General features: G+C 63.7%; 25 protein-coding genes. 22 read left to right on the forward strand and 3 right to left on the reverse strand.

Annotated elements, in window-relative coordinates:
* The first annotated feature begins 34 nt into the window (after positions 1-34).
* The gene (locus FJ956_RS21155) at positions 35-805 is read left to right on the forward strand and encodes a sulfite exporter TauE/SafE family protein (RefSeq protein ID WP_140679013.1); all 771 of its coding nucleotides are present in this window, start codon (positions 35-37) and stop codon (positions 803-805) included.
* A 31-nt stretch (positions 806-836) separates the two neighbouring features.
* On the opposite strand, the gene FJ956_RS21160 is transcribed toward FJ956_RS21155, so the two are convergent.
* Positions 837-1388: a DUF2269 family protein gene (locus tag FJ956_RS21160; protein ID WP_140678864.1), complete on the reverse strand. Its 552-nt coding sequence runs from the start codon at positions 1386-1388 to the stop codon at positions 837-839.
* A 555-nt stretch (positions 1389-1943) separates the two neighbouring features.
* On the opposite strand from FJ956_RS21160, the gene FJ956_RS21165 reads away from it, so the two are divergent.
* The 9 genes from FJ956_RS21165 to FJ956_RS21205 all read left to right on the forward strand — a co-directional run bounded on the left by FJ956_RS21165 (position 1944) and on the right by FJ956_RS21205 (position 8566).
* Entirely contained in the window at positions 1944-2474 is a 531-nt protein-coding gene (locus tag FJ956_RS21165; RefSeq protein WP_140678866.1) for a DUF1465 family protein, read from the forward strand.
* A 310-nt stretch (positions 2475-2784) separates the two neighbouring features.
* Entirely contained in the window at positions 2785-3849 is a 1065-nt protein-coding gene (locus FJ956_RS21170; RefSeq protein WP_140678868.1) for a glycosyltransferase family 2 protein, read from the forward strand.
* Positions 3850-4348: 499 nt separating this feature from the next.
* Positions 4349-4861, forward strand: coding sequence for a crossover junction endodeoxyribonuclease RuvC (gene ruvC, locus FJ956_RS21175; protein ID WP_140678870.1), 513 nt, complete (start codon positions 4349-4351; stop codon positions 4859-4861).
* A 56-nt stretch (positions 4862-4917) separates the two neighbouring features.
* Positions 4918-5187 carry an AbrB/MazE/SpoVT family DNA-binding domain-containing protein gene (locus FJ956_RS21180; RefSeq protein ID WP_140678872.1) on the forward strand — a complete coding sequence of 90 codons (270 nt, stop codon included), beginning with the start codon at positions 4918-4920 and terminating at the stop codon, positions 5185-5187.
* Entirely contained in the window at positions 5165-5584 is a 420-nt protein-coding gene (locus FJ956_RS21185) for a type II toxin-antitoxin system VapC family toxin (protein WP_140678874.1), read from the forward strand. The genes FJ956_RS21180 and FJ956_RS21185 overlap by 23 nt, the downstream gene beginning before the upstream one ends.
* Positions 5585-5594: 10 nt before the next feature.
* The gene (gene ruvA / locus FJ956_RS21190) at positions 5595-6215 is read left to right on the forward strand and encodes a Holliday junction branch migration protein RuvA (protein ID WP_140678876.1); all 621 of its coding nucleotides are present in this window, start codon (positions 5595-5597) and stop codon (positions 6213-6215) included.
* Between the two features lie 20 nt (positions 6216-6235).
* Positions 6236-6496, forward strand: coding sequence for an AbrB/MazE/SpoVT family DNA-binding domain-containing protein (locus FJ956_RS21195; RefSeq protein WP_140678878.1), 261 nt, complete (start codon positions 6236-6238; stop codon positions 6494-6496).
* Positions 6493-7530, forward strand: coding sequence for a Holliday junction branch migration DNA helicase RuvB (gene ruvB / locus FJ956_RS21200; protein WP_140678880.1), 1038 nt, complete (start codon positions 6493-6495; stop codon positions 7528-7530). Before FJ956_RS21195 ends, ruvB begins: the two co-directional genes overlap by 4 nt.
* Positions 7531-7663: 133 nt before the next feature.
* The gene (locus FJ956_RS21205) at positions 7664-8566 is read left to right on the forward strand and encodes a metallophosphoesterase (RefSeq protein WP_140678882.1); all 903 of its coding nucleotides are present in this window, start codon (positions 7664-7666) and stop codon (positions 8564-8566) included.
* 81 nt (positions 8567-8647) lie between these two features.
* Here the strand turns inward: FJ956_RS21205 and FJ956_RS21210 are convergent, their stop codons facing one another.
* Positions 8648-9898, reverse strand: a complete 1251-nt coding sequence (locus tag FJ956_RS21210; protein ID WP_140678884.1) for a cellulase family glycosylhydrolase — start codon at positions 9896-9898, stop codon at positions 8648-8650.
* Positions 9899-10030: 132 nt separating this feature from the next.
* Here FJ956_RS21210 and ybgC point away from each other — a divergent pair, with 132 nt between their 5' ends.
* The 10 genes from ybgC (at position 10031) to ftsH (ending at position 20479) form a co-directional block, all read left to right on the forward strand.
* The gene (gene ybgC, locus FJ956_RS21215) at positions 10031-10501 is read left to right on the forward strand and encodes a tol-pal system-associated acyl-CoA thioesterase (protein ID WP_140678886.1); all 471 of its coding nucleotides are present in this window, start codon (positions 10031-10033) and stop codon (positions 10499-10501) included.
* Positions 10502-10906: 405 nt separating this feature from the next.
* Positions 10907-11617 carry a protein TolQ gene (gene tolQ, locus FJ956_RS21220; RefSeq protein ID WP_140678888.1) on the forward strand — a complete coding sequence of 237 codons (711 nt, stop codon included), beginning with the start codon at positions 10907-10909 and terminating at the stop codon, positions 11615-11617.
* A gap of 9 nt (positions 11618-11626) precedes the next feature.
* Positions 11627-12085 (forward strand): protein TolR, encoded by a 459-nt coding sequence (gene tolR, locus FJ956_RS21225; RefSeq protein ID WP_140645854.1) that lies wholly within the window; start codon positions 11627-11629, stop codon positions 12083-12085.
* A 7-nt stretch (positions 12086-12092) separates the two neighbouring features.
* Entirely contained in the window at positions 12093-13247 is a 1155-nt protein-coding gene (locus tag FJ956_RS21230) for a TonB family protein (RefSeq protein WP_140678890.1), read from the forward strand.
* Between the two features lie 66 nt (positions 13248-13313).
* A complete protein-coding gene (gene tolB / locus FJ956_RS21235; RefSeq protein WP_246672106.1) occupies positions 13314-14600 on the forward strand; it encodes a Tol-Pal system beta propeller repeat protein TolB in 1287 nt (428 codons plus the stop codon).
* 53 nt (positions 14601-14653) lie between these two features.
* A complete protein-coding gene (locus FJ956_RS21240) occupies positions 14654-14887 on the forward strand; it encodes a four helix bundle protein (RefSeq protein WP_348641078.1) in 234 nt (77 codons plus the stop codon).
* Positions 14888-15188: 301 nt separating this feature from the next.
* Positions 15189-15695, forward strand: coding sequence for a peptidoglycan-associated lipoprotein Pal (gene pal / locus FJ956_RS21245; RefSeq protein ID WP_140678895.1), 507 nt, complete (start codon positions 15189-15191; stop codon positions 15693-15695).
* 210 nt (positions 15696-15905) lie between these two features.
* A complete protein-coding gene (ybgF, locus tag FJ956_RS21250) occupies positions 15906-17072 on the forward strand; it encodes a tol-pal system protein YbgF (protein ID WP_140678897.1) in 1167 nt (388 codons plus the stop codon).
* Complete coding sequence (gene tilS / locus FJ956_RS21255; RefSeq protein ID WP_140679015.1) at positions 17069-18439, forward strand: tRNA lysidine(34) synthetase TilS; 1371 nt, start codon at positions 17069-17071, stop codon at positions 18437-18439. The genes ybgF and tilS overlap by 4 nt, the downstream gene beginning before the upstream one ends.
* 105 nt (positions 18440-18544) lie before the next feature.
* Positions 18545-20479 (forward strand): ATP-dependent zinc metalloprotease FtsH, encoded by a 1935-nt coding sequence (gene ftsH, locus FJ956_RS21260; protein WP_140678899.1) that lies wholly within the window; start codon positions 18545-18547, stop codon positions 20477-20479.
* A 549-nt stretch (positions 20480-21028) separates the two neighbouring features.
* On the opposite strand, the gene FJ956_RS21270 is transcribed toward ftsH, so the two are convergent.
* Complete coding sequence (locus FJ956_RS21270; protein WP_140678903.1) at positions 21029-21901, reverse strand: hypothetical protein; 873 nt, start codon at positions 21899-21901, stop codon at positions 21029-21031.
* 368 nt (positions 21902-22269) lie between these two features.
* Here FJ956_RS21270 and glmM point away from each other — a divergent pair, with 368 nt between their 5' ends.
* Positions 22270-23622 (forward strand): phosphoglucosamine mutase, encoded by a 1353-nt coding sequence (gene glmM, locus FJ956_RS21275; RefSeq protein WP_140678906.1) that lies wholly within the window; start codon positions 22270-22272, stop codon positions 23620-23622.
* Between the two features lie 335 nt (positions 23623-23957).
* Positions 23958-24809, forward strand: a complete 852-nt coding sequence (locus tag FJ956_RS21280) for an outer membrane protein (RefSeq protein WP_140678908.1) — start codon at positions 23958-23960, stop codon at positions 24807-24809.
* Positions 24810-24981 lie beyond the last annotated feature (172 nt).

Here is a 24981-nt window from a genome sequence, read left to right on the forward strand (position 1 = left end):
CTGAATTCCCGCCTTCTCCAACATTTCCTTGCCGATGTCAGGCCTGCTCAGCGACCCGTGGTTTTATGCCGCCGCCATTCCGGCGGTGATCCTTGTCGGCCTGTCGAAAGGCGGCTTCGGCGGCGCCGTCGGTTTCGTCGGCGTGCCGTTGATGGCGCTGACCATCCCGCCGGTTCAGGCGGCCGCCATCCTGCTGCCGATCCTGTGCCTGATGGATGTCGTTTCCGTGTGGAGCTGGTGGGGCGTCTACGATCGCAGGATGCTGGTCGACATGATGCCTGGCGCCGTCATCGGCATCGGGCTCGGCTGGCTGACCGCGGCTTTGGTCACCGAGGAGATGGTGCGGCTGATCGTCGGCGCGGTCGCGCTGGTGTTCGTGCTGCGCTGGATCTACCTGCAGTTCCGCCACGGCGCCGACCATGCGGCGGAACCGAACCGCATTGCCGCCGCCTTGTGGGGCACGGTCGCCGGCTTCACCAGCTTCGTCGCCCATGTCGGCGGTCCGCCCTTTCAGGTCTATGCGCTGCCGATCCGGCTCGACCCGAAAGTGCTGTCGGGCACGGCGGCGATCTTCTTCGCCGCCACCAACGCGCTGAAGCTCATCCCCTATTTCGCGCTCGGCCAGTTCGACACCGCCAACCTCACAGCGTCGGCGGTGCTGATGCCGTTGGCGCCGCTGTCGACCATCGCAGGCGCCTGGCTGGTGCGCCGCATGCGGCCGGAGATCTTCTATCCGTTCACCTACGCCACCGTCGCGGTGGTCGCCGTCAAGCTGCTGTGGGATGGTATTGCCGGCTTGTGGTGAGGTGGCCATCAGGCCAGCTCACCGCAAGGATTCAGGCAGCGCTCGGCACCATTTGGCGGCTGCCGCCGAAGGCGAGCGCGGCGCCCAGCGCAACCACCATCGCCATGCCGGCAAGAATGCCGATGTCGTGCAAAGTGGGCTTCAGCACCATGTCGGCGATGATCGCCAGCATCACCGCATAATCGAGGCGCGCCCAGTTCATCATGCGCTGGCCGATGGCAAGAACGGCCGGCGTCACGCCCTGCTCGGCGATCATGACGCCCATGCGTTCGCCGGTCGGCTTGAAGACAAGCATGCCGATCGAGAAGGTCGTGGCGTAGCCGACGAGGCCGATGACGATCCACAGGTCGGCAAAGCCGACCCAGAAGCCGCACATGATGAGGCCGAAGACCAGCGTCAGCATCGACATCGGCGCGAAGAACCTGCCGCCGAGCTGTCCGCTGGCGCGCATCGCCTGCAGCTTGTCCTCGATGTTGCCGGCACGCTCGGCCAGCACCCCGAGCAGGAACAGCACGAAGCCGCCGCCGACCCACAAAACGGCCGAAACGACGTGAAGGAATTTGACGATCGAATACCAATCCATGATCTGCTCCCGGGTAACCCGCCTGATTTCAAGCGGCGCGGATCCGTGCGCCGCTTTTGTGGAGCGGCCTTTTGCGTGGCGTGTGTTTCGGAACGATGCCGCGACAGCAGCCAACATGTTACGGCCGCCACGATCGGCGTTCGAAAATCCGGTTCGCGGACGATCCCGGGCGAGAATCCGCTGTCCTGTTCCGGCACAGGAAAGCGCGTTCGCTTAAAAAATCGTCGCCGCGTTAAGGGTTCATTAAGCTTTACGGGCGTTTACTATGCGCATCCAGTTTTGCTGGATTCTTACCGAGTGGTTGGAGCCACTTTGTTTGACGCCTCCCTGTTAAACTCCTGAGAGCCGCCTTATCCGCGGCTCTTTTTTTGTCCGCAGGCGGCAAGCCGGTGCCATCCGCAAGCGGATGGCTGGAACGAGGCCGGCGTTAACCGTTTGTTAAACATGCGCTTGCCTTCATGGGCATCGAAGCGCATTTTCAAGCCTCAGTCATTTAGGGTGCGGCCGCGTCGGCAAGGATGCCGAATCGGCTTGCGGCAGTGCAGGGGCGTATCGATGAACGAGCCTTCGAAGGGCAGCGCGAAAACCATCAAATTGGCGGAGCGCCGGGTTTTCTCCCAATCCTTCAAGCCTCTCTACCAGGAAGGCATGGGGCTGGTCGAGCAGGCCGCCGAATATCTCGATGGCAAGGGCAGGCTCGAAGCCAAGAAATTGTCGCGCACGGCGGCGACGCTCTATGCGGCCGAGTCGATGCGGCTGACCACAAGGCTCATGCAGGTCGCCTCCTGGCTGCTGCTGCAGCGGGCGGCGAATTCCGGCGAGATGACGCGCGACCAGGTGGCTTCGGAGAAATCCAAGGTGCGTCTCGACACCGCGTCCGCGCATGACGAGGCGCTTGGCTGGAACGAACTGCCCAAGGATTTTCTGGACCTCGTGACGCGCTCGCTGCGCCTGCAGGCGCTGGTGCGGCGCATGGACGAGGAAATCTATGGCGGCGTCATCAACGACACGCACGCCCCCAGCCGGCGGGCCAACCCGGTTTCCGACCAGATCAGTCTCTTGAATACGGCTTTCGCGCGCGGCTGAAACCGCGTTTGCAACAAACGCCGCGATAGCGGCGCGCGGGAAGCGGGAACCCACATCGTTCAATCGAGGCGCGATCTGGCAGGCCGCGATCGTGGCCGCAAGTCGAACGCCTGCGACCTCCGACTGCTCTTCGATGCTGCGGCAACCGTCGTTGCATCGAAGGCCATGCCGGCCTTCGCGAGAAATATCGCCCTTGTCTTGAAGCGATGGCCCCCTAGTTGGAACCGTTCGCCGCAGCCGGGTCGACCCGAGCCGGTTTTGCAAGAAAATCACCGTCACTGTGACCAAAGCAGATTGCGAGGCTTGATCCGTGCATTCGCCATTGGACCGCATCCCGGTATCGATCATCATCCCCAATTATAACTATGAACAGTTTCTTGGACGCGCCATCGACAGCGCGTTGGAGCAGGACCACCGAAATGTCGAGGTCGTGGTCGTCGACGACGCATCGACGGACGCGTCGGTGTCCGTCATCGAATCCTACGGCGACAAGATCCGCTCGTGCCTCAGGCGCAGGAATGGCGGACATGCCGCTGCGTTCAACACGGGGTTCGAGGCGAGCACCGGGGAGATCGTCCTTTTCCTCGACGCCGACGATTATCTCTATCCGAACGCCGTCTCCGAGGTCCTGGACGAGTGGGACGAGGATGTCGCCCAGGCGCAATTCAGATTGCATCTCGTCGATGAGGCCCAACATATCAAGGATGTCTTTCCGCCTCCGGAACAGCCGTTCGACTCGGGCGACGTCGTCCCGGAATTGTTGCGCAAGGGGCGCTACCGTACGACGGTGACTAGCGGGCTGGCGTTCGACCGTGAGGCGCTGGACCCGATAATGCCCGTGCCCGAAAGCGATTTCCGGCAAGGCGCCGATGGCTATCTCGCAACGCTCGCGCCGCTGCACGGGGAGGTGAAATCCATCGACACCTGCCTTGGCGCCTACCGCATCCACGGTGCCAACCATTCGGTCTTCGCCGAAAAGCTTGCCGAGCGGGCGCGTTGGCGCGTGCAGCATGATTTCCGACGCCTCGAAGCCTTGTCCGGCCGGGCGGCCGAGATCGGTCTGACCGTGCCGCCGGATGCCGGCCTTCGCGACCCGGTTCATCTGGAGGAGCGGCTGGCTTCGCTCTGTGTCGACGAGCCCCAGCATCCGGTTGAAACCGACTCCCGGCTGGGACTGGCAAAAGCGGGCGCCGCCGCCAGCCTGGAAATGAACGCATCCTGGCGGCGGCGGGCTGCTCTGGCGGCTTGGTTCCTTAGCATCGGGGTCCTGCCGCGGCGCATGGGAAATGCAGTCCTGGCATGGAAGCTTGTCGCGTCGTCCAGGCCGGCATTTCTCACGCGGCTGTCGAAAACCATCCGTCGCGTGACGAATTAGGTCCCCGGCTCAGGGGTTTTGAAAGGTTGCCGTTTGTCTTGGTGTAAGATTTTCCATTCATTTGCGTGAAATCAGAGCAAACGCCGGGGGTTGGTTGAAGCCGCCCCAACGTCGTCATTCTATGGCGAAGCAAGGAGCGAAGCGACGCGGCGCGCAGACCATAGAATCCATGCCGTGACTTGGAAGCGTTGCCACGGTGCAGAATTCTGCTCCGTTGCACGCCTTGGCGAAGGTAACGGCATGGATTCTAGGGTCTTCGCGACGGAGCTTCGCTCCTGCTCCGCCCTAGAATGACGATCGCGATGGGCGTTTCGGCCAATCTCCAACGCATGCCACCTGCCAATGCAAACAGAGCCGACCGGTCAAAATCCCTGGTGCTGGAGAACGGCCTGCGAACGCCGGTCCGACGAGATTTTCAGGTGCGCTCCTGAGATCGCAATTGTTTCTGGTTTGTTCACATTTCGCTGGCATCGCTTGCCGCCGAGGTTAAACTTGGCGCATGGGGGAAACGATTCGCATCATCGGCATCGATCCGGGGCTGAGGCGCACCGGTTGGGGTATTGTCGACAGCGTGGGCAATTCGCTGCGCTTCGTCGCGTCCGGCACGGTGCGGTCCGACGAAAAGGAGTCATTGGCGACAAGGCTCTGCCAGCTGCATGACGGTTTGGCCGAGGTGCTGCACCAAGCCATGCCGCATGAGGCGGCGGTCGAGCAGACTTTCGTCAACAAGGATGCCACGGCGACGCTGAAGCTCGGCCAGGCGCGCGGTATCGCCATGCTGGTGCCGGCGCGCGCCGGGCTGGTGGTCGCCGAATATGCCCCCAATGCCGTCAAGAAGGCGGTTATCGGCGTCGGCCACGGCGAGAAGAAGCAGATCCACATGATGGTCAAGGTGCTGATGCCGAGGGCTGTCTTCGACAGCGACGACGCCGCCGACGCCTTGGCCATCGCCATCTGCCATGCACATCACCGCCAAAGCGTCGCCTACCGAATGGCGGCGCTGGCCGGGTAGTGTTGTTCTTGACTTGTTCTCATTTGCGCAGTAAGTAATACCTTGGAGGTATTACCATGCGTGTGACCACCAAGGGGCAAGTCACAATCCCAAAACAAATAAGGGACCACTTGGGCATAGGCCCGGGTTCGGAGGTCCAGTTCGTGGCTACGGACGAGGGCGCCCAGCTTGTCGCCGTCAACGAAAACATTTCGGAGGAGGAGGCTGCCCGCAAATTCAAGGAGGTCCTCGACAAGATGGAGGGGACGCTGGATTTGGGCGGCATGACGACGGACGAATATATGGAGTGGTTGAGGGGACCACGTGAAAATCTCGACGTTGATTGACACAAACGTGCTCATTGATGTCTGGGGTCCGGCCGGGCCGCTGACGGAATGGTCCTCGTCCGCGATTGTCTCCTGCCGACGCGATGGCGCATTGGTCATCAACAGCATTGTCTGGTCCGAGCTTGCGCCTCTGGTCGCTTCCGAAGCAATGCTGAGGAAAGCAGTCGAGAGACTTGAAATGGATCGCGAGTTCTTGCCCTGGGAGGCCGCATTCTTGGCCGGGGTGGCACATTCCCGCTATCGGCGTGCCGGCGGCGTTCGAGAGCGGACCTTGCCGGATTTTTTCATTGGCGCTCATGCGGCCGTTGCCGGTCACCGCCTGTTGACGCGCGACGCTCCTCGCTATCGCAGCTATTTCCCCGACCTCGACATCGTCTCTCCGGAAACGCATCCATGAAGGCCAGGCCATGATCGGCAAACTGAAAGGCACGCTGGACGAGATCGACGAGGATAGCTGCGTCGTCGACGTGCATGGCGTCGGCTACGTCGTCCATTGCTCGGTGCGCACGCTTGCCGCGCTGCCGCCCCCTGGCGAGGCGGTGGTTCTGTTCATCGAGACCTATGTGCGCGAGGACATGATCCGGCTCTACGGCTTCCAGACCGGGCTGGAGCGCGAGTGGTTCCGGCTTTTGATGAACAATGTGCAGGGCGTCGGCGCCAAGGTGGCGCTGGCCATCCTATCGACGCTGGCGCCGGCCGAGCTCGCCAACGCGATCGCTTTGCGCGACATCGCCATGGTTTCTCGCGCGCCCGGCGTCGGCAAGAAGGTGGCCGAGCGCATCGTCACCGAATTGCGCACCAAGGCGCCTGCCTATGCGGGCGCGGCCAGCGGCACGATCGGCCTCAAGCAAGAGCTCGGCGAAGGCGTCGCGGCGGCACCGATCACCGACGCGGTCTCGGCGCTGGTCAATCTCGGCTATTCGCGCGACATCGCCGCGAACGCGGTTGCGGCTGCGCTGAAATCGGCCGGCGAGGGCGCGGATGCGTCCAAGCTGATCCGCTTCGGCCTTAAGGAACTGGCGCGGTGACATTTGCCCGAAATAGGAATATGGGCGCGGATGCCAATCTGACTTCCAGGGGGCAGATGACGATTCCAAAGCATGTTCGCGACGCGCTGTCGCTCAAGGCTGGCGACAGGGTTGCCTTGACGGTCATGGACGGCCGTCTGATCGGTACGCCGCGCAATCTTGAATTCGCTGACCTTGCTGGGTTTCTGGGCGATCCGTTCGGCGGTCCGGCCACGCTGGAAGAAGTCGATGCTGCAGTAAGGGACGCGGTTGGCCGTCCGCGCAAAGAGGGCGCGACATGAACCTTTCGCCCCGCCTCATTGCCCCCGACAAGCGCGGTGAGGATGCCGACCAGACCTTGCGGCCGCAGTCGCTCGACGAGTTCGTCGGCCAGGCAGCGGTGCGCGCCAATCTCAAGGTCTTCGTCGATGCCGCCAAGGGCCGCGGCGAGGCGCTCGACCATGTGCTGTTCGTAGGGCCGCCTGGGCTCGGCAAGACGACGCTGGCGCAGATCATGGCGCGCGAGCTCGGCGTCAATTTCCGCTCGACCTCGGGTCCGGTCATCGCCAAGGCGGGCGATCTGGCGGCGCTGCTCACCAATCTCGAGGAGCGCGACGTGCTCTTCATCGACGAGATCCATCGGCTCAATCCGGCGGTGGAGGAAATCCTCTATCCGGCCATGGAGGATTTCCAGCTCGACCTGATCATCGGCGAGGGGCCGGCGGCGCGCTCGGTCAAGATCGACCTTGCCCGTTTCACGCTGGTCGCGGCGACGACCCGGCTTGGACTCCTGACCAATCCGCTGCGCGATCGTTTCGGCATTCCCGTCCGGCTCAATTTCTATACGGTCGAGGAGTTGGAGCAGATCGTGCGGCGTGGCGCCCGGATTCTCTCGATGCCGCTCGGCGACGATGGCGCGCTGGAGATCGCGCGCCGCGCGCGCGGCACGCCGCGCATCGCCGGCCGGCTGCTGCGCCGGGTGCGCGATTTCGCCAGCGTCGCGGGGGACGGCCATGTCGACAGGAAGATCGCCGACGAGGCGCTGACAAGGCTGGAGGTCGACGCGCTCGGCCTCGATGCGCTCGACCGCCGCTATCTGTCGATGATCGCGCGCAATTTCGGCGGCGGCCCGGTCGGCATCGAGACGATCGCTGCCGGGCTCTCCGAGCCGCGCGACGCCATCGAGGACATCATCGAGCCCTATCTCATCCAGCAGGGTTTCATCCAGCGCACGCCGCGCGGCCGCGTGCTGACCGCCAATGCCTGGCGCCATCTCGGGCTCGACCCGCCGAAGGATATCGCCCAGCAGCAGATCAGCCTGTTCCAGGAAGAGTAACGCATATTTGTTCGCCGTTTGGCCGTGTAACGGCCCGTCTGCGCAGAATCTGCTCGCCTTGACCTAGCTGAGGGCGCAATTGCCGCCTTTAAGGCAGCTTCCTGATAGAATCCCAAGGGGCTTGGGCCGATCCATGATCACCAGACGTGGTTTCCTGCGCCTTGTCGGCGGCTCGGCCTTCAGCCTGGTGTCGCTTGGCGCTTATGCCGTCGGCATCGAGCCGATGCTGCTGACCCACGTGAAGCGCTACACGCTGACGCCGCCGCACTGGCCGGCCGGACTCAAGTTGCGCGTCGTGGCGCTGGCCGACATCCATGCCTGCCGGCCCTGGATGACGCCGGAACGGATCGCGGCACTTGCCGAGGAGGCCAATGCGCTGCAGCCGGACGTCATCGTCATGCTTGGCGATTACCCCGCAGGAACCCGCATGGTGACCGGCTGGGTGAACGCGTCGGAATGGGCGTCCGCGCTGGCCGGGCTCAAGGCGCCGCTCGGCGTGTGGTCTATCCTCGGCAATCACGACTGGTGGGAGGATCGCTCGGCGCAAGCGGCCGGGGCCGGGCCGACCATTTCCCGCAAGGCGCTGGAGGCCGTCGGCATTCCGGTGCTGGAGAACGACGTCGTGCGCCTGGAAAAGGACGGGCAGGGTTTTTGGATCGCCGGCCTGGCCGACCAGATCGCCCTGTTGCCGGACAAGGCCAAGGGCCGCAGGGGGCTCACCGGCCTCGACGACCTTCCCGGCACGCTGGCCAAGGTTGGCGATACGGCTCCCATAATCCTGCTCGCGCATGAGCCGGATATTTTTCCGAAAGTGCCCTGGAGGGTTTCGCTGACGCTGTCCGGTCACACGCATGGCGGACAGGTGCGGCTGTTCGGCTATTCGCCGGTGGTGCCTTCCGCCTACGGCAACCGCTATGCCTATGGCCATGTCGTCGAGAACGACCGCAACCTGATCGTCTCAGGCGGGCTGGGCTTCAGCATCGCGCCGATACGTTTCGGGGTGCGGCCGGAGATCCTGCAGATCGATCTCGGCTAGCTCCACAGCACAGGGATTTTGACCGGTCGGCTCTGTTTGCGTTGGCAGGCGGCATGCCTTGGAGATTGGCCGAAATGGGGCTCACCGCAGCGACCTGATCATATCCATCACGTCCGGCTCCGCCTTCTCGCCGTCGAAGGCGTCGACGACGCCGAAGGCGCCGCCATAGTTCCACACCGACCAGGAAAAGCCATGCGCCTCGGCGCGGGCGATCATGTCGCGCACATAGGCCGCGCGGTAGGCGGCCGGCATGACGAAGCCGTTGCCGTATTCCTGGCGGATCATGCCGAATTCGCCGAGCGTGATATCCTGCGGCTTGACGCCGTTTGCCTTCGCCCAGGCGCCGACCGTCGCGAACGGCGCGTCCATCACGCCAGGCAGCTTTTCGGGGCTGTCCATCGTCGCCACCTGCTCGTCGAGATAGGCGAGCAAGCCGCTCCGTCGCGCCCAGGGCGCCTCGGCCTTGATCCGGTCGCGGATCGTGTCCAGCGTCATGTCCAGCTGCGCCTTCGGAACGGCCGTCAGCGGGTAGGGCAGGCCGGTGACATAGGGGATGAAGTCGCCGGCCCAGCTTGCGCCCTGATGCGTCAGAAGAAACGGATCGTAGGAGTGGAAGGTCCAGATGACGTTGTCATCGGCGATCGTCCTGGGATCGATTTTGGCCAGCGACTCCGCGTTCGAATAGCAGCCGCCGCTCAGCACCAGCGTGAGCCGGGTGGCGGAGGCGCGCGCGGCGGCGAACAAGCGCTTCTGCAGGTCGGGCCAAAGATTGGTGCCGCTCGCGTCGCAATCGGCCAGCGGCTCGTTCATCAATTCCAGCGCGACAAGCTTCGGATCCTCCTTGGCCAGCGTCCGCGCCATCTTGCGCACCAATTCGGCATAGGCATCGAAGACGGCCGGGTCATGCATCACCTCGCTCATGCCGATCTTGCGATTGCCGCCGGCGGGGATCAGATGCAGGTCGACGATCACCTTGAGGCCGGCGCGGTTGATCATGCGCGCCGAGTCCAGCACGCTGGCATAGAGGTCGTCGCGAAGGGCCGCGGTCTGGTCCGAGAGAAAGGGCGCGGGATCGACCGGCATGCGCAGGAAGTCGAGGCCTGCATCCTTGAGCGCCTTGAGGTCGTCCTCCTTGAGGAATTTGCGCCACTCCGGATAGGGCAGGATCGCCTGGCGGTCGCCCCATTTGTCCTCGGCCAGCCAGGTCACCCACTGGTCGAGATTGAGGCCGCGTTTCATCGAGAAGGTCGCCGCTCCGGCGGGCAACGCCAAAGCGGCAAACGCAAGCAGCGCCGCCATCAAGGTCTTGATCATCGTGCCCAACAATGCCATCCCGTTCCCGCGCGAAAACAGTGCGTGTCGCCCGAAAGTGCGCAGCGGTTTTTGGGACAACGACACGCACAGAAAAAATGCCTAAAGCCCGAGGGCTTTAGGTGCCTGTTCGGGCCTGAAAAGGAAAGCGCGATGGACGATCATGGTGAATCGGCGGCGCTGAGCGCCGGGCTTTCCGGCGCGCTGACGGATTTCGGCCATCGGCTGATGGCCCGGGTCTACTATGCCGACACCGATTTCTCCGGCGTCGTCTATCATGCGCGCTATCTCGAATTCCTCGAACGCGGGCGCTCCGACTATCTGCGGCTGACCGGCGTCCATCACACCGAGCTTCTGGACGGCAAGCATGGCGAGCGTATCGTCTGGGTAGTGCGGCGCATGGAGATCGACTTCCGTTCGCCGGCGCGCATGGACGATATCCTGACCATCGACACGCGCACCGACGATATTTCCGGCGCCCGCATCTTCATGGGCCAGCAATTGAAGCGCGGCGGCGATGTGCTGGTCGAGGCCAAGGTCGAAGCGGCGATCGTCGGCGAAAGCGGCCGGCCAAAGCGTTTCCCGAAGGAGTGGATCGCCGCCTTCATGCCTCGGGCAAGCTGATATTCAGGTGAGGCTGGCCTGCGAACGGCGGCTTCCTGCGCTTCCGGTGCTCACGTACTTAATGTACGCTCCGCTCCGGTTCTCGTAAGCCACCATTCTCGGCTCAGCCTGACCTGAATCTCAGCTTGCCCTGCGTCGCGTCTCGCCGGCCGCCGCCCCCAGCCATGCGCGGCAATGCGCCGCGCCTGATGTCCTAACCCATCCTTAACCATAACGGTTCATGAAGGAATTGGCGAAGATTGGCGCAATCCGTGCGCCTTCCTTTCACCAATATTTGCCTCGAAAAGGCCGCGGAACGGTGCATTCGGGGCTTATCCCGCAAGCTTCACGCTTCGCGCGATCGGACCAAAGGGATGCCATGGGCCAGCCGCCAGCGATGCCCGGATAATCTTAAGGACTTAAGTCATGGAAAACATCGCACTCGCCGATCCGGCAGCGCATTTATCGATCTGGGCGCTGTTCATGCAGGCCGGCTGGGTGGTCAAGCTGGTCATGATCGGCTTGCTCTGCGCCTCGATCTGGACCTGGGCCATCATCATCGACAAGCTCGTCGCCTATAGCCGGATGAAGTTGGCGCTGAACCGCTTCGAGCAGATCTTCTGGTCCGGGCAATCGCTTGAAGAACTCTATCGGACGCTGGCCGACCGCAAGACCACCGGCATGGGCGCGATCTTCGTCGCCGCCATGCGCGAATGGAAGAAGAGTTTCGAAAAGGGCGCGAAATCGGCGCTGGCGCTGCAGACCCGCATCGACAAGGCGATGGACCTGGCGCTGACGCGCGAAATGGAGAAGCTGGAGGGTCGCCTCGGCTTCCTCGCCACCACCGGCTCGGCCGCACCCTTCATCGGGCTGTTCGGCACCGTCATCGGCATCATGACGTCGTTCCAGGCGATCGCCGCCTCGAAGAACACCAGCCTCTCGGTTGTGGCGCCGGGTATCGCCGAGGCTCTGCTGGCGACCGCGATCGGCCTGCTCGCGGCCATTCCCGCGGTCATCGCCTACAACAAGCTGTCATCGGACGCGAACAAACTCGGCGTGCGCATGGAAGGGTTCGCGGACGAGTTCTCCGCCATACTCTCGCGCCAAATCGATGAAAAAGTAGCGCAGAAGACCTGAGGAACGATCATGGGGATGTCTGCAGGCGCAGGTGGCATGGGGCGAGGCGGGCGCGGCCATAGGCGGCGTGGCCGTCACCATGCCCTGATATCCGAAATCAACGTCACGCCGATGGTCGACGTGATGCTGGTGCTGTTGATCATCTTCATGGTCGCGGCGCCGCTGCTCACCGTCGGGGTTCCGATCGACCTGCCGGACACGCAGGCCAAGGCGATGAATGTCGACACGCAGCCGATCACCGTTTCGATCGACGCCGCGGGCAAGATTTTCCTGCAGGAGACCGAGATTCCGATCGAGGAACTGGTAGCCAAGCTGCAGGCGATTTCCAAGACCGGCTATGACGAGCGCATCTTCATCCGCGGCGACAAGTCGACCGACTATGGCACGGCGATGAAGGTTATGGCTCGCATTTCAGCGGCCGGCTACAAGAATATCGGCCTGGTCTCGCTGCAGGAACAGGATCAGTAGACGCCAGATGCGGACCGGCCTCACCTCTTCGGTGATATTGCATGCGGTGGCGCTGGCCTTCGGGCTGTTCACGCTGTCGTCGCCGCCGGCCATGCCTGCCAGCGACGTGGAGTCGGTGGCGGTCGACATCGTGCCGATGGAAGCCGTGGCACAGACGCTGCAGGGCGACAAGAAGGCGGTCATGCATGACAAGCCGGCGCCGCTGCCGACCAAGCGTCCCGATGTCGTGCCCGACGCCCAGAAGGTCGGCGAGAACACCGTCGATACCGACAAGCCGGTGACGGACGAAGCCAAGCCGAAGCCGGTCGAGAAGACAGCGGCGCCGCCGCCCGCGCCGACGCCGACCGAGAAGCCCGCGGTCGAGGACGTGCCGAAGCCGCAGGAGAAGCCGAAGCCGACCCCGGCGACCGAGATAGCCCCGACGCCGACGCCGAAGGAAGAAGTCAAGCCAGAGCCGGTCAAGCAGACGGAGCCGAAGCCGACGCCGGCCAAGGAACCGACGCCCGCGCCGCAGCAGGACAAGACCGCGGCCATCCAAAAGGAAGAGGTCAAGCCCGACGCCGTCGCAGAGGCGATCTCGCAGGATCAGCCGACGGAAGAGGCAAAGCTTCCGGATTCGGCGCCGGCGCCGGAAGCGCGGCCGAAGCCGCAGCCGGCCCAGGCCGAGAGCGCCAAGGCGCCGGACCGCAAGGATGCCGAAAAGCCGGTCAAGGAGGCTTCCTCGAAGCCGAAGTCAGACGAGAAGCAGTTCAACGCCGACGAGATAACGGCCCTGCTCGATAAGCAGAAGCCGTCCGGCGGCGGCGCCAAGCGCTCGACCCAGCAGGCTTCGCTCGGCGGCGAAAAGGACCAGGGCCAGAAGCTCTCCAAGTCGGAGCAGGGGGCGTTGGAGGATCAACTCGGTGGTTGCTGGACCCTTCCGGTGGGCCTCGAAGGTTCCGAGAACTTCACCGTGGTCATCCGTTTCAACCTAAATGCCTCCGGCAAGCTGGAGGGCCGCCCGACCGTTGAGAAGTCCAGCGGCAATCCTCAGTTCGACGCCAGCGCGGTTCGCGCCGTGCAGAAATGCGATGTCGCCGGACTGCAGGTTCCCGCCGGGAAGCAAGACATATGGTCCGACGTTCGCGTCAACTTCGACCCGAGAGCGATGCTCGGTCTTTAGCCTGAGCGTCCGAGAAATCAGCAAGAGAAGCGAGAAGACATGCAATCCATCCTCAAGCCGCTCCTGATGGTCGCCGCGATGGCGATGGGCATAAATGCTGCCGTCACCTTGCCTGCCCGAGCAACCCTCGAGCTCAACGTCAATAAAGGCAATGTCGAGCCGATGCCGATCGCCATCCCTGACTTTCAGGGAGGGCTTGGACCGCAGATATCGGAGATCGTCACAGCCGACCTGAAGCGGTCAGGACTATTCGCGCCGATCGACAAGGCCGCCTTTGTCGAAAAGATCACGAATCCGGATGCCCAGCCCCGTTTCGACGACTGGAAGGTCATCAATGCGCAGGCGCTGGTGACCGGCAGCGTGAGCAAGGAGGCGGATGGCCGCATTCGCGCCCAGTACCGGCTGTGGGATATTTTCGGCAATCAGCAGTTGGCCGGCGAGCAGTTTTTCGCCAACGACGCCAACCAACGCCGTGTCGCGCACATCATCGCCGATGCGATCTATGAGAAGATCACCGGCGAAAAGGGTTATTTCGATACGCGCGTCGTCTTCGTCGATGAATCCGGCGCCAAGAACGCCCGCAAGAAGCGGCTCGCCATCATGGACCAGGACGGCGCCAATGTGCGCTATCTGTCGGACGGCCGCGCGATCGTTCTGACGCCGCGCTTCTCGCCGAACCGGCAGGAAATCACCTATATGTCCTATGAAAGCGGGCAGCCGAAGGTCTATCTGCTGCAGATCGAGACCGGACAGCGCGAGCTGGTGGGCAACTTCCCCGGCATGACGTTCGCGCCGCGCTTTTCGCCCGACGGCCAGAAGGTGATCATGAGCCTGCTGCGCGATGACGGCAATTCCAACATCTTCGCCATGGATCTGAGGAGCCGTTCGACGACGCGGCTCACCGATTCGACCGCGATCGACACGTCTCCTTCCTATTCGCCGGATGGCTCGCAGATCGTCTTCACCTCCGACCGCGGCGGCGGCAGCGGCCGTTCGCAGATCTACGTCATGGGCGCGGACGGCTCCAATCCGCACCGCATCTCCTTCGGTGACGGCGTCTATTCGACGCCGGTCTGGTCGCCGCGCGGCGACCTCATCGCCTTCACCAAGCAGAGCGGCGGCGAATTCCAGATCGGCGTTATGAAGACCGACGGCTCGGGCGAGCGCATCCTGTCCTCCGGCTTCCAGCAGGAGGGTCCGACCTGGGCGCCGAACGGCCGCGTCTTGATGTTCTTCCGCGACTCCGCCGGCGGCCCCAAGCTGGTCTCGGTCGATCTGACCGGCCGCAACGAGCAACAGATCCCGACCGCGAACTATGCTTCGGACCCGGCGTGGTCGCCTCTTCTCGAGTAGGGGAACTGAGGAATTGGGGAACTGGGGAACTGGGGAATTGAAGAACTGAAGAAATGGAGAGGCAGGGGCGCTACGTTGGACGTGCAAGGGAGCTGGAGGTCTACAAGCGGGCCTACGTGGTTTCTCGCAAGGCCATCTGCGCCAATTTGGCAGAGGGCTTTGCCAAGCAGCCTCATTCCAAGGCCGAATTCGCTCGCTTCATTTCAATGGCTATGGGGTCGTGTAGCGAAGTCGAGAATGGATCTCCTTCGCCTTCGACCTCGGATACATTTCGAAGGCACAGCTAGACGAGTGGCTGCGATCCTATAACCAGATCTACGGAATGCTGGTGAATCTCAGAGGGTCGCTGAAGTGACCTGTTTCTCCAGTTCTTCAATTCTCCAGTTCCCCAATTCCCTCTTTTTTCATGTTTTGGCCGCATTTCCGCCTAGGGTCCGCGCGCAATGTCGCCCGTTGGAAAGCTTGGGGCCAAGCAGTCGCGGACGGCGGCTCGAAACCAAACATTAACCGTGTTTCTTGAATGCCGGTTAACCCAAACGTGGTTACTGGGTGATCAACGAAATCACTCGAATGCGAAGGAGAGGCGGCATGGGCCGTATCGCAGCACTTACCCGAAACCCGGCCATGATCGCGCTGGTGATGGCGCTCGCCATTACCGGTTGCGCCTCGAAGAAGACCCCGAACAGCGCGGCCGATCTGGGCCTCAACGGTGCCGGTGCCGCTACGCCGGGTTCGGCGCAGGACTTCACCGTCAACATCGGCGACCGCATCTTCTTCGATACCGATTCCGCGTCGATCCGCGCCGATGCGCAGACCACGCTGGCCCGCCAGGCGCAGTGGCTCAACCAGTATCGCCAGTACGCGATCGTCATCGAAGGCCATGCCGACGAGCGCGGCACGCGTGAGTACAATCTGGCGCTGGGCGCCCGCCGCGCCGCAGCCACGCGCGACTTCCTGGTCTCCAAGGGCGTTTCCGCCGGCCGCCTGAAGACGATCTCCTACGGCAAGGAGCGTCCGGTCGCGGTCTGCGACGACATCTCCTGCTGGTCGCAGAACCGCCGCGCCGTCACCACGCTTTCCGGCGCCGGCTCCTGATCGATTTTTCGCCAAGGGCGCCAGGCGTCCCAGGCGACAAAAATACAACATCCCAAAATGAAAGGCGGCCTCAGGGCCGCCTTTTTCATTTGCAACGGATTGAAACAAAATTTGGCCGAAGTCTCGCGTCCTGCTATGAGCGCGAGGGCGCTTCCTCCCACTGTTTGAGTTGGAAAGGCGCATCAGGCCAACACCCACGCGAGAGACAGAATGCATTTCAGAACGGTCCTGAGCGGCACGCTTGCGTTGCTGCTCGTATCAAGCCTCCCAAGCCTTGCCGCCTCGGCCGACAGTGCCGGGCGGGCCTCCGACAGCGGGTTCACCTTCCATCTGCCGACGCTCGGCATCTTCGGCGACAAGAAGAAGCCGGAACAGGCGCAGGTCGCGCAACAGGATGGCGGCGCCGGCGTGACTGGTCTGGAAGACCAGCTGCGCCAGCTGAACGGCAAGATCGAGGAGATGAATTTCCAGATCCTGCAGATGCAGGAGCAGATCCGCAAGCAGCAGGAAGACAATGAGTTCCGCTTCCAGCAACTGGAGGGCGGTCCGCAAGGCGGCGCCAAGCCGGCCGGGCAGAAGAAATCGGAAGCCGCGCCCCAGGGCGGGGACAGCAACGACGCCAACACCAATCTCGGCGATGCCGGCACCGGTCAATCCGGCACCGGCGACGCCGGAACCGACAACAGCGTCGCCCAGGCTCCGGCGACGCAGGCGCCGATCGACACCGGCGCGCAAAACGGCGGCAAAAGTGTTGGCGACGTCATCGTGGAATCGCAGACCGGCGATCCCGGCAAGCTGATCACCGGCGCGCCGCCGAAGAATTTCGGCACCATCACCGTCGACAAGAACGGCAACGTGGTCAATGCCGAGACCGGCCCGCAGGCCAGCGCGCCGGTGGAAGCTCCCGCGGCCACGGCAAGCGCTCCTTCCGCCGAAACGCCGGCCAAGAAGAGCAAGTCCGGCGGCACCGAAATGGCGGCCCTGCCGTCGACCAACGATCCCGACGAGCTCTATCGCAATTCCTATCAGTTCATCCTGTCGGGCGACTATCCGACCGCCGAGCAGGGTTTTCGCGATCATATTTCGCGCTTCCCCAAGGACGCCAAGGCGGCGGACGCGCATTACTGGCTGGGCGAGTCGCTGCTCGGGCAGCAGAAATACCGTGACGCGGCCGAAGTCTTCCTCGCCGCCAGCAAGGATTATCCGAAGGCCAAGAAGGCGCCCGACATGCTGCTGAAGCTCGGCGTTTCGCTGGTCGGCCTGAAGCAGAACGATGTGGCCTGCGCCACCTTCAGTGAAATCGGCAAGCGCTATCCCGATGTTTCCGGCGCTCTCAAGGAACGCATCAAGCAGGAAAAGGCCCTGGCGTCGTGCTGACGCCCGATACCAAACTTGACCTTTCGGACTGCCTTTTCTCTGACCTAGACCTTTCGACCGGCGCCGTTGCGGCCGTGTCCGGCGGCAGCGACTCGACCGCCCTTCTCCTTCTCCTCAAAGACCACCTCAACCGGACCGCATCGGCCGCCAGGCTGCTCGCGGTGACCATCGATCATGGCCTGCGGCCGGACTCGGCCACCGAGGCGCGGCTCGTTCAACGCTTCTGCGCCGAGCGCGGCATCGCGCATCGCATTCTTGCCTGGCGCGGCGACAAGCCCGCGACCGGTCTGCCGGCCGCCGCGCGCGAGGCACGCTACAGGCTGCTTGCCGAAGCGGCCGGCGCCGAAGGCATCAAGCTGATCGTGACCGGCCATACCGCCGACGACCAGGCCGAGACGGTGCTGATGCGGCAGGCCCGCGACGAGGAAGGCCGGGGCCTCGCCGGCATGGCGCCCGCCACGCTGCACGACTGGCGGACATGGATCGTCCGGCCGCTGCTCGGCACCAGGCGCGCGGTGTTGCGCGCCATGCTGCGGGCTCGCGACATCGGCTGGATCGAGGACCCTACCAATGTCGATATCCGGTTCGAGCGGCCGCGCGTGCGGGCAAAGCTCGGGCAGGGTGATGGCGAACGGCGGATCGCGGAAGCGTTGACGCGGTCGCAGCGGGCGGCTCTCGAGCGCCACGACATCGGCCGCCGCGCCGCCGTGCTCATCGACGCGTTTGCCGACAGGCCGGTTCCGGGTCTCATCCGCCTCGACCGCGAGCTTACCGAGCATGAGGATGGCCAAGCCGCCATCTATGCGCTGCGCATCCTGTTGGCCACTGTCGGCGGCATGTCGTTCCTCGCCGACGAGGCGCGCTGCGCCGCGCTGCTTTCCCGCCTGCGGTCGGCTCCGCTTTGCGCCACATTGTCGCGGACGGTGGTCGACGCGCGCCGAACCGGCATTTTCCTGCGCCGCGAGAACCGCAACCTGCCCGCCGCCCTGCCGCCGTCGGATAACCAGCTTTGGGACAACCGGCGACGCATCACTTTGAAAGACGGGCCGGGCGGCATGGTGATCGCGCCGCTTGGGTCCGCCGCTCCCAGGAAAGCGCCTTTGAGCGAGGATGTTCCGCAAAGCCTCTCACGCGCGGCGCTGGCTGCGGAGCCCGCGCTGTGGTCCGGAGACGAACGTCTTGATTTCACGGGCGGCGATGCCGGGCCGCGGGCGGTCTCGATGGTTCCGGTGGTAGCCCCTTTCGCCCGCTTCCTGCCGTCCTTCGATCTCGCGCCCGCCGCCGCCGTCGCGGCCCTTGTCGGCGCGCCGCCGCCGGCGCCGCCATTCCACGGCCATGATGGCGGCCGAGGGTGGGCGAAAGCTTAACCGATACGTGCTGTTCTGCTTGGCAAGGGGAGGCGCTCTCCCTATGTTAGGCCCAAGCTTCTCCACCATCGCGGGTCCGTACGCGGGACCCCAACAGGACAATAGATGAATCCGAATTATCGCAACCTCGCGCTCTGGGCGATCATAGCGGTCCTGCTCATCGCCCTGTTCAATCTTTTCCAGACGCCCCAGACGCGCGGTGCCACCACGGATATCGCCTATTCGCAGTTCCTACAGGATGTCGCGTCCGGCCGGGTCAAGAGCGTGACCATCGCCGGCGCCCGCATCCTCGGCAACTACACGGACAACGCCAATGGCTTCCAGACCTACTCGCCCGGCGACCCGTCGCTGGTCTCCAGGCTGCAGGACAAGAACGTCACCATCACCGCCAAGCCCGAAACCGACGGCTCCAATTCGCTGTTCGGCTATCTGATCTCGTGGCTGCCGATGATCCTGATCCTCGGCGTATGGATATTCTTCATGCGCCAGATGCAATCAGGCTCCGGCCGCGCCATGGGCTTCGGCAAGTCGAAGGCCAAGCTTTTGACCGAGGCGCATGGCCGCGTCACCTTCCAGGACGTCGCCGGCGTCGACGAGGCCAAGGAGGATCTCGAGGAGATCGTCGAATTCCTGCGCGATCCGCAGAAGTTCCAGCGCCTCGGCGGCAAGATCCCGCGCGGCGTGCTCTTGGTCGGCCCGCCCGGCACCGGCAAAACGCTGCTCGCCCGCTCCGTCGCCGGCGAAGCCAACGTGCCGTTCTTCACCATTTCCGGCTCGGACTTCGTCGAGATGTTCGTCGGCGTCGGCGCATCCCGCGTGCGCGACATGTTCGACCAGGCCAAGAAGAATGCGCCCTGCATCATCTTCATCGACGAAATCGATGCCGTCGGCCGCCATCGCGGCGCCGGCCTCGGCGGCGGCAATGACGAGCGCGAGCAGACGCTGAACCAGCTGCTGGTCGAGATGGACGGTTTCGAGTCCAACGAAAGCATCATCCTGATCGCCGCCACCAACCGGCCCGACGTGCTCGACCCGGCGCTGCTGAGGCCCGGCCGTTTCGACCGCCAGGTCGTGGTGCCGAACCCCGACATCGTCGGACGCGAGAAGATCCTCAAGGTGCATGTCCGCAACGTGCCGCTGGCGCCCAATGTCGACCTCAAGGTGGTTGCGCGCGGCACGCCGGGCTTTTCCGGCGCCGATCTGATGAACCTCGTCAACGAATCCGCGCTGATGGCGGCGCGCCGCAACAAGCGGCTCGTCACTATGGCCGAGTTCGAGGACGCCAAGGACAAGATCATGATGGGCGCCGAGCGCCGCTCGTCGGCGATGACGCAGGCCGAGAAGGAGCTCACCGCCTATCACGAGGCCGGCCACGCGATCCTGGCGCTCAACGTGCCGTCCGCCGATCCGCTGCACAAGGCGACGATCATCCCGCGCGGCCGCGCGCTCGGCATGGTCATGCAGCTGCCGGAAGGCGACCGCTATTCGATGAGCTACAAATACATGGTCTCGCGGCTCGCCATCATGATGGGCGGCCGCGTCGCCGAGGAGTTCAAGTTCGGCAAGGAGAACATCACGTCCGGCGCCTCCTCCGACATCGAGCAGGCGACCAAGCTGGCACGCGCCATGGTCACGCGCTGGGGCTTCTCCGACAAGCTCGGCCACGTCGCCTATGGCGACAACCAGGAAGAGGTCTTCCTCGGCCATTCGGTGGCGCGCACGCAGAACATCTCGGAGGAGACCGCCCAGATCATCGACGCCGAGGTGCGCCGGCTGATCGACGACGCCTATTCGACCGCAAAGACCATCCTGACCAAGAAGAAGAAGGAATGGATCGCACTCGCCGAAGGGCTGCTCGAATACGAGACGCTGTCGGGTGACGAGATCAAGCAGCTGATCGCGGGCAACAAGCCCGCCCGCGACCTTGGCGACGACACCCCGCCCAGCCGCGGCTCGGCCGTGCCGAAGGCCGGCACCGGCGGCCGCCGCAAGAAAGGCCCCGAGCCCGAAGGCGGCATGGAGCCGCAGCCGCAGGGGTGAGCTTCACGCCAGATTTGATTGAAAAACGCCGCGGATCAAACCGCGGCGTTTTTGCTTTAGGGGCTGGTGATTTGCGAAGGCTGGCGTGACGGCCAATCTCCCCCCTTGTGGGGGAGATGCCCGGCAGGGCAGAGGGGGGCGCTGTCCCGCCGGTATGTCGAGTCTTGGGGTTCTTCGTCCGTGCTGAAAGCGGGGAGAGGGGCCTCGAAGCGGTCGGAGAGTTGCCGTCTCAGCCTCTGCTTCATAGCCGGGGGCATAAAGAAGTCAGCATCGCGTTCCTTCGCGCCCCCCTCTGTCCTGCCGGACATCTCCCCCACGAGGGGGGAGATTAGCAGCGTCGCCGGTAGCGCTTCCTTACAGCGCGGATATGACTTCGAACCCAAACAAAAAAGGCCCGCGCATCTTGCGATGCGCGGGCCTTCGTCTGGAGATCAGAGCTAATGCATGTCGCCCAGAAGTGTGCAGCGGTTCTGGGACAACGACATGCAGCAAAACAAAGACTTAAGGCGCGTCGCCTGAATCCGGTGCAGCGCGACGCGCTTTAAGCGATCAGCTCTTCAACTTGGCATTGCACAGGCTGTAGAAGCCGCCGCCCTTCTGGATCCACTTCAGGCCGTTCAGCGTGTTGGCATCCTTGTTGGCGTAGTACTGCTCGAGGCAGGTGTGCATGCGGCCCTTGGCCGGGGTCTCGGTGGCGAATTTCGACGAAATCGCCTTCGGGAAGCTGACGCCCTTCGGCGCGGCGACAGACGGCTTCGCCGGCTCGTTGGTGTAGGTCGCTTCCGTCGGAGCCGGCACGGTGTCGTCATCGTCGGCGCTGGCGCCGCACTCGGCCTTGCGGAAGTCGTTCCACTTCATGCCCTTCAGCGTGTTCGCCGTTTTCGCAGCCTGGTACTTGGTGCTGCATTCGGCCATGCTCAGGCCCTTGCCGCCGTCGGCAGCCGCGGTCGAGGTCTTGGCCGTCGTGGCGGGTTTGGTGGCGGTGGCCGGGGCGGCAGCCGCGGCGGTTGCGCCAGGACCGCACTCGGCCTTGCGGAAGTCGTTCCACTTCATGCCGTTGAGCGTGCCGGCGGATTTCGCAGCCTGGTACTTGGTGCTGCACTCCTTGGAACTCAGGCCCTTGGCCGTATCGTCGGTAGCGGCGGCGGTCTTTGCCTTCTTGGCGGGCTTGGTGTCGGCGGCCTTCGTATCGGTCGCCGCCTTGGTGTCGGTCGCGGCCTTGGTGTCGGTCGCGGCAGAAGCGTCGCTGCCGCACTGCGCCTTGCGGTACTGGTTCCAGGTCTGGCCGGCGAGCGTTCCTGCATCCTTGGCCGCGTTATACTTGGTGCTGCACTCGGCCATGGTCAGCGCGTTGGCCGGCGCCGCCAGGAACAAGGTTGCGACGGCGATACCCGTCAAAGCTGCAAGTCTATGAATAAGCATGGCGTTTTCTCCCTTGCTGCCGCCAATAAGTGTCCCTATGCCAAATCAATAGCTCTCAATGTCCGGTTGCGCCAGATGCTTCCGGCATGGGCGCCGTCACAAAGTGTGTTGCTCCCGATAAGGTGATGAATTGCTTGCCGGTTGGCCGCCAGTCAAGCTTTGCCGGTTGATAGGGCGCCGAAGAGCCTCGCATGGGCAGGTGTAGCGCCGCCAAGTCAAAGGTGGTGATAGGCTGCCGAATCACTTGCACCGCCCGCGACAATGTTTTTCTAAGGATTGGTAATATATAATCACGAAATTTGATGATCGGATGCGGCCCAATTGTGGCAATACGGGTGGCTGAAAAACCGACGGGGACTGTAAGGCACATGACAGGTCAGTATTTCGGCACCGACGGTATCCGCGGACGCGCCAACAAATTTCCGATGACGGCCGAGGTCGCCATGCGCGTCGGCATGGCCGCCGGGCTCTCCTTCCAGCGCGGCAATCATCGTCACCGCGTCGTGCTTGGCAAGGACACGCGGCTTTCCGGCTACATGATCGAGAACGCGATGGTCGCGGGCCTGTGCGCCGCCGGCATGGACGTCTTCCTGCTCGGTCCCATACCGACGCCCGCGGTCGCGATGCTGGTACGCTCGCTGCGCGCCGACATCGGCGTGATGATCTCGGCCTCGCACAATCCCTACTACGACAACGGCATCAAGCTCTTCGGTCCCGACGGGTACAAGCTCTCCGACGAGATCGAGGAGCGCATCGAAGGCATGCTCGACAAGGACATCGAGCTGGCGCTCGCCGATTCCGACGGGCTCGGCCGCGCCAAGCGCGTCGACGGCGTGCATGACCGCTATATCGAATTCGCCAAGCGCACGCTGCCGCGCTCGATGTCGCTTTCGGGCCTGAGGATCGTCGTCGACTGCGCGAACGGCGCGGCCTACAAGGTGGCGCCCGAGGCGCTGTGGGAACTCGGTGCCGAGGTGGTGGCGATCAATGTCGAGCCCAACGGCTTCAACATCAACAAGGAATGCGGCTCGACCCATCCGGCCGGCCTGCAGAAGAAGGTGCACGAGGTGCGCGCCGACATCGGCATCGCGCTCGACGGCGACGCCGACCGCGTCGTCATCGTCGACGAGAACGGCGCGATCGTCGACGGCGACCAGATCATGGCGCTGATCGCCGAATCTTGGCACCAGAGCGGAAGGTTGGCCGGCGGCGGCGTCGTCTCCACCGTGATGTCCAATCTTGGCCTGGAGCGCTTCCTCGGCGACATGAAGCTGCAGCTGCACCGGACCAAGGTCGGCGACCGCTACGTGGTCGAGCATATGCGCGCGCACGGCTTGAATGTCGGCGGCGAGCAGTCCGGCCACATCGTGCTTTCCGATTTCTCGACCACCGGCGACGGCCTCGTCTCGGCGCTGCAGGTGCTGGCCTGCATCAAGCGGCAGAACCGCCCGGTCAGCGAGCTGTCGAAGAAGTTCGAGCCGGTGCCGCAGCTCCTGAAGAATGTCCGCATCTCGGGCGGCAAGCCGCTCGAGGAAGCGCCGGTCAAGGCGGCGATCGAGGAAGGGCGCAACCGGCTCGGCACGTCGGGCCGCCTCGTCATCCGGCCCTCGGGCACCGAGCCCCTCATCCGCGTCATGGCCGAGGGCGACGATCCGCAGCTGGTCGAAGCGGTCGTCAACGACATCGTCGGCATCCTCCAGGAAACCCGCAGCGCCGCGTGAGGGTGTGCTGATATTCAGGTGAGGCCGACCTGCAAATGGCGGCTTTCTGCCCTTCCGGTGCTCACGTACTTTGTGTACGCTCCGCTCCGGTTCTCGAAAGCCACCATTTTCGGCTCGGCCTGACCTGAATCTCAACTCGCCCTGATGCCGCAAGCCAGCCCGCCAACCCGGCGGGCTTTTCATGCGCGCGTAGCAACGGCCTACCATTAAAAATTGTATAGATTCGTGGTTAATTGGTACGGTTAAACGGCTTTTAACCTTTGCAATTCATTATCCATACCCGAGGTCAATAATCTTCGGGCGATGTCGTCCCGAGGCTTCTCAGGGGTGACAGAATGTTCAAGACAGCAAGAATGGCATTGCTTGCCGCGCTGTTCGCGGGCTTGGCCGGACCGCTCTTCGCGGCCGACCTCCCGGAACCGCAAATCGAAGAGGCGCCGCCGCCGGTCGTCGAACAGCAGCCGATCGATGTCGGCGGCTGGTACATCCGCGGCGACATCGACTATCACAAGTCGACCGTGCGCGGCATCGACTACATGACCTATGCCGTCGATCCTTGTAATTGCTCGGTGACGCCCGGCAGCAAGAGCTTCGATTTCGGCAAGCTCAAGGGCGGCTTCTCGCTCGGTGCCGGCGTCGGCTACAAGATCAACGATTACTTCCGCACGGACGTGACCGCGGACTATTGGTTCAAGTCGGACTTCAACGGCCAGACTTCGGACCTAACGACCACGCCGGCCCAGATATCGACTGAAGTGTCGAGCATGAGCGCCCTGCTGCTCTTGGCCAATGCCTATGTCGATATCGGCACCTGGCACGGCGTCACGCCCTATGTCGGCGCCGGCATCGGCGGCGCGCACGTCAAGTGGGATAGGGTTTACGATCCCACCCCAGGGGCGACAGAGACCAACCCCGGCGCATCCAACTGGCGCTTCGCCTATGCGCTCATGGCCGGCGCGTCCTACTGCCTGACCGACAGGGTGATCCTCGACGCCGGCTACCGCTTCACCCACATCCAGGGCGGGCGCATGTTCGACTGGGATGCGAGCAGCGCCGGACCGGGCTTCGATCGCGGCATCAACACCCACGAGGTGCGCGGCGGCCTGCGCTACCAGTTCGGCGGCAACAATGGCTGCGCCGCCCCGGTGGCTTACCAGCCGGAGCCGGAACCGATCTACACCAAGTAATCGTCTTCATTATCCCGAATTCGTCAGCCGCCCGGCGCCAGCCGGGCGGCTTTCGCTTTCCTATGACCGCTAAAATCCGATCGAAATCAATTCGGTAACCGGCTGTTATCCTTAACCAGCACTTAACCACTATGGTTAACAATGGCTCCTTGAAACGGCGCCCGCGTTCGCG

The sequence above is a fragment of the Mesorhizobium sp. B2-4-3 genome (assembly GCF_006442815.1).
Classification (GTDB): domain Bacteria; phylum Pseudomonadota; class Alphaproteobacteria; order Rhizobiales; family Rhizobiaceae; genus Mesorhizobium.

What these genes read in the sequence shown, in the direction of transcription:
- ruvB (WP_140678880.1), top strand. Translation starts at nt 6,493, where the DNA reads ATGAACCTTTCGCCCCGCCTCATTGCCCCCGACAAGCGCGGTGAGGAT.
- FJ956_RS21210 (WP_140678884.1), bottom strand. Translation starts at nt 9,898, where the DNA reads ATGGCATTGTTGGGCACGATGATCAAGACCTTGATGGCGGCGCTGCTT.
- ybgC (WP_140678886.1), top strand. Translation starts at nt 10,031, where the DNA reads ATGGACGATCATGGTGAATCGGCGGCGCTGAGCGCCGGGCTTTCCGGC.
- FJ956_RS21280 (WP_140678908.1), top strand. Translation starts at nt 23,958, where the DNA reads ATGTTCAAGACAGCAAGAATGGCATTGCTTGCCGCGCTGTTCGCGGGC.
- FJ956_RS21155 (WP_140679013.1), top strand. Translation starts at nt 35, where the DNA reads ATGTCAGGCCTGCTCAGCGACCCGTGGTTTTATGCCGCCGCCATTCCG.
- FJ956_RS21230 (WP_140678890.1), top strand. Translation starts at nt 12,093, where the DNA reads ATGCGGACCGGCCTCACCTCTTCGGTGATATTGCATGCGGTGGCGCTG.
- pal (WP_140678895.1), top strand. Translation starts at nt 15,189, where the DNA reads ATGGGCCGTATCGCAGCACTTACCCGAAACCCGGCCATGATCGCGCTG.
- ftsH (WP_140678899.1), top strand. Translation starts at nt 18,545, where the DNA reads ATGAATCCGAATTATCGCAACCTCGCGCTCTGGGCGATCATAGCGGTC.
- tolR (WP_140645854.1), top strand. Translation starts at nt 11,627, where the DNA reads ATGGGGATGTCTGCAGGCGCAGGTGGCATGGGGCGAGGCGGGCGCGGC.
- tolQ (WP_140678888.1), top strand. Translation starts at nt 10,907, where the DNA reads ATGGAAAACATCGCACTCGCCGATCCGGCAGCGCATTTATCGATCTGG.
- FJ956_RS21195 (WP_140678878.1), top strand. Translation starts at nt 6,236, where the DNA reads ATGGGCGCGGATGCCAATCTGACTTCCAGGGGGCAGATGACGATTCCA.
- FJ956_RS21240 (WP_348641078.1), top strand. Translation starts at nt 14,654, where the DNA reads ATGGAGAGGCAGGGGCGCTACGTTGGACGTGCAAGGGAGCTGGAGGTC.
- FJ956_RS21165 (WP_140678866.1), top strand. Translation starts at nt 1,944, where the DNA reads ATGAACGAGCCTTCGAAGGGCAGCGCGAAAACCATCAAATTGGCGGAG.
- glmM (WP_140678906.1), top strand. Translation starts at nt 22,270, where the DNA reads ATGACAGGTCAGTATTTCGGCACCGACGGTATCCGCGGACGCGCCAAC.
- FJ956_RS21270 (WP_140678903.1), bottom strand. Translation starts at nt 21,901, where the DNA reads ATGCTTATTCATAGACTTGCAGCTTTGACGGGTATCGCCGTCGCAACC.
- ruvC (WP_140678870.1), top strand. Translation starts at nt 4,349, where the DNA reads ATGGGGGAAACGATTCGCATCATCGGCATCGATCCGGGGCTGAGGCGC.
- FJ956_RS21160 (WP_140678864.1), bottom strand. Translation starts at nt 1,388, where the DNA reads ATGGATTGGTATTCGATCGTCAAATTCCTTCACGTCGTTTCGGCCGTT.
- FJ956_RS21180 (WP_140678872.1), top strand. Translation starts at nt 4,918, where the DNA reads ATGCGTGTGACCACCAAGGGGCAAGTCACAATCCCAAAACAAATAAGG.
- ybgF (WP_140678897.1), top strand. Translation starts at nt 15,906, where the DNA reads ATGCATTTCAGAACGGTCCTGAGCGGCACGCTTGCGTTGCTGCTCGTA.
- FJ956_RS21205 (WP_140678882.1), top strand. Translation starts at nt 7,664, where the DNA reads ATGATCACCAGACGTGGTTTCCTGCGCCTTGTCGGCGGCTCGGCCTTC.
- tolB (WP_246672106.1), top strand. Translation starts at nt 13,314, where the DNA reads ATGGTCGCCGCGATGGCGATGGGCATAAATGCTGCCGTCACCTTGCCT.
- ruvA (WP_140678876.1), top strand. Translation starts at nt 5,595, where the DNA reads ATGATCGGCAAACTGAAAGGCACGCTGGACGAGATCGACGAGGATAGC.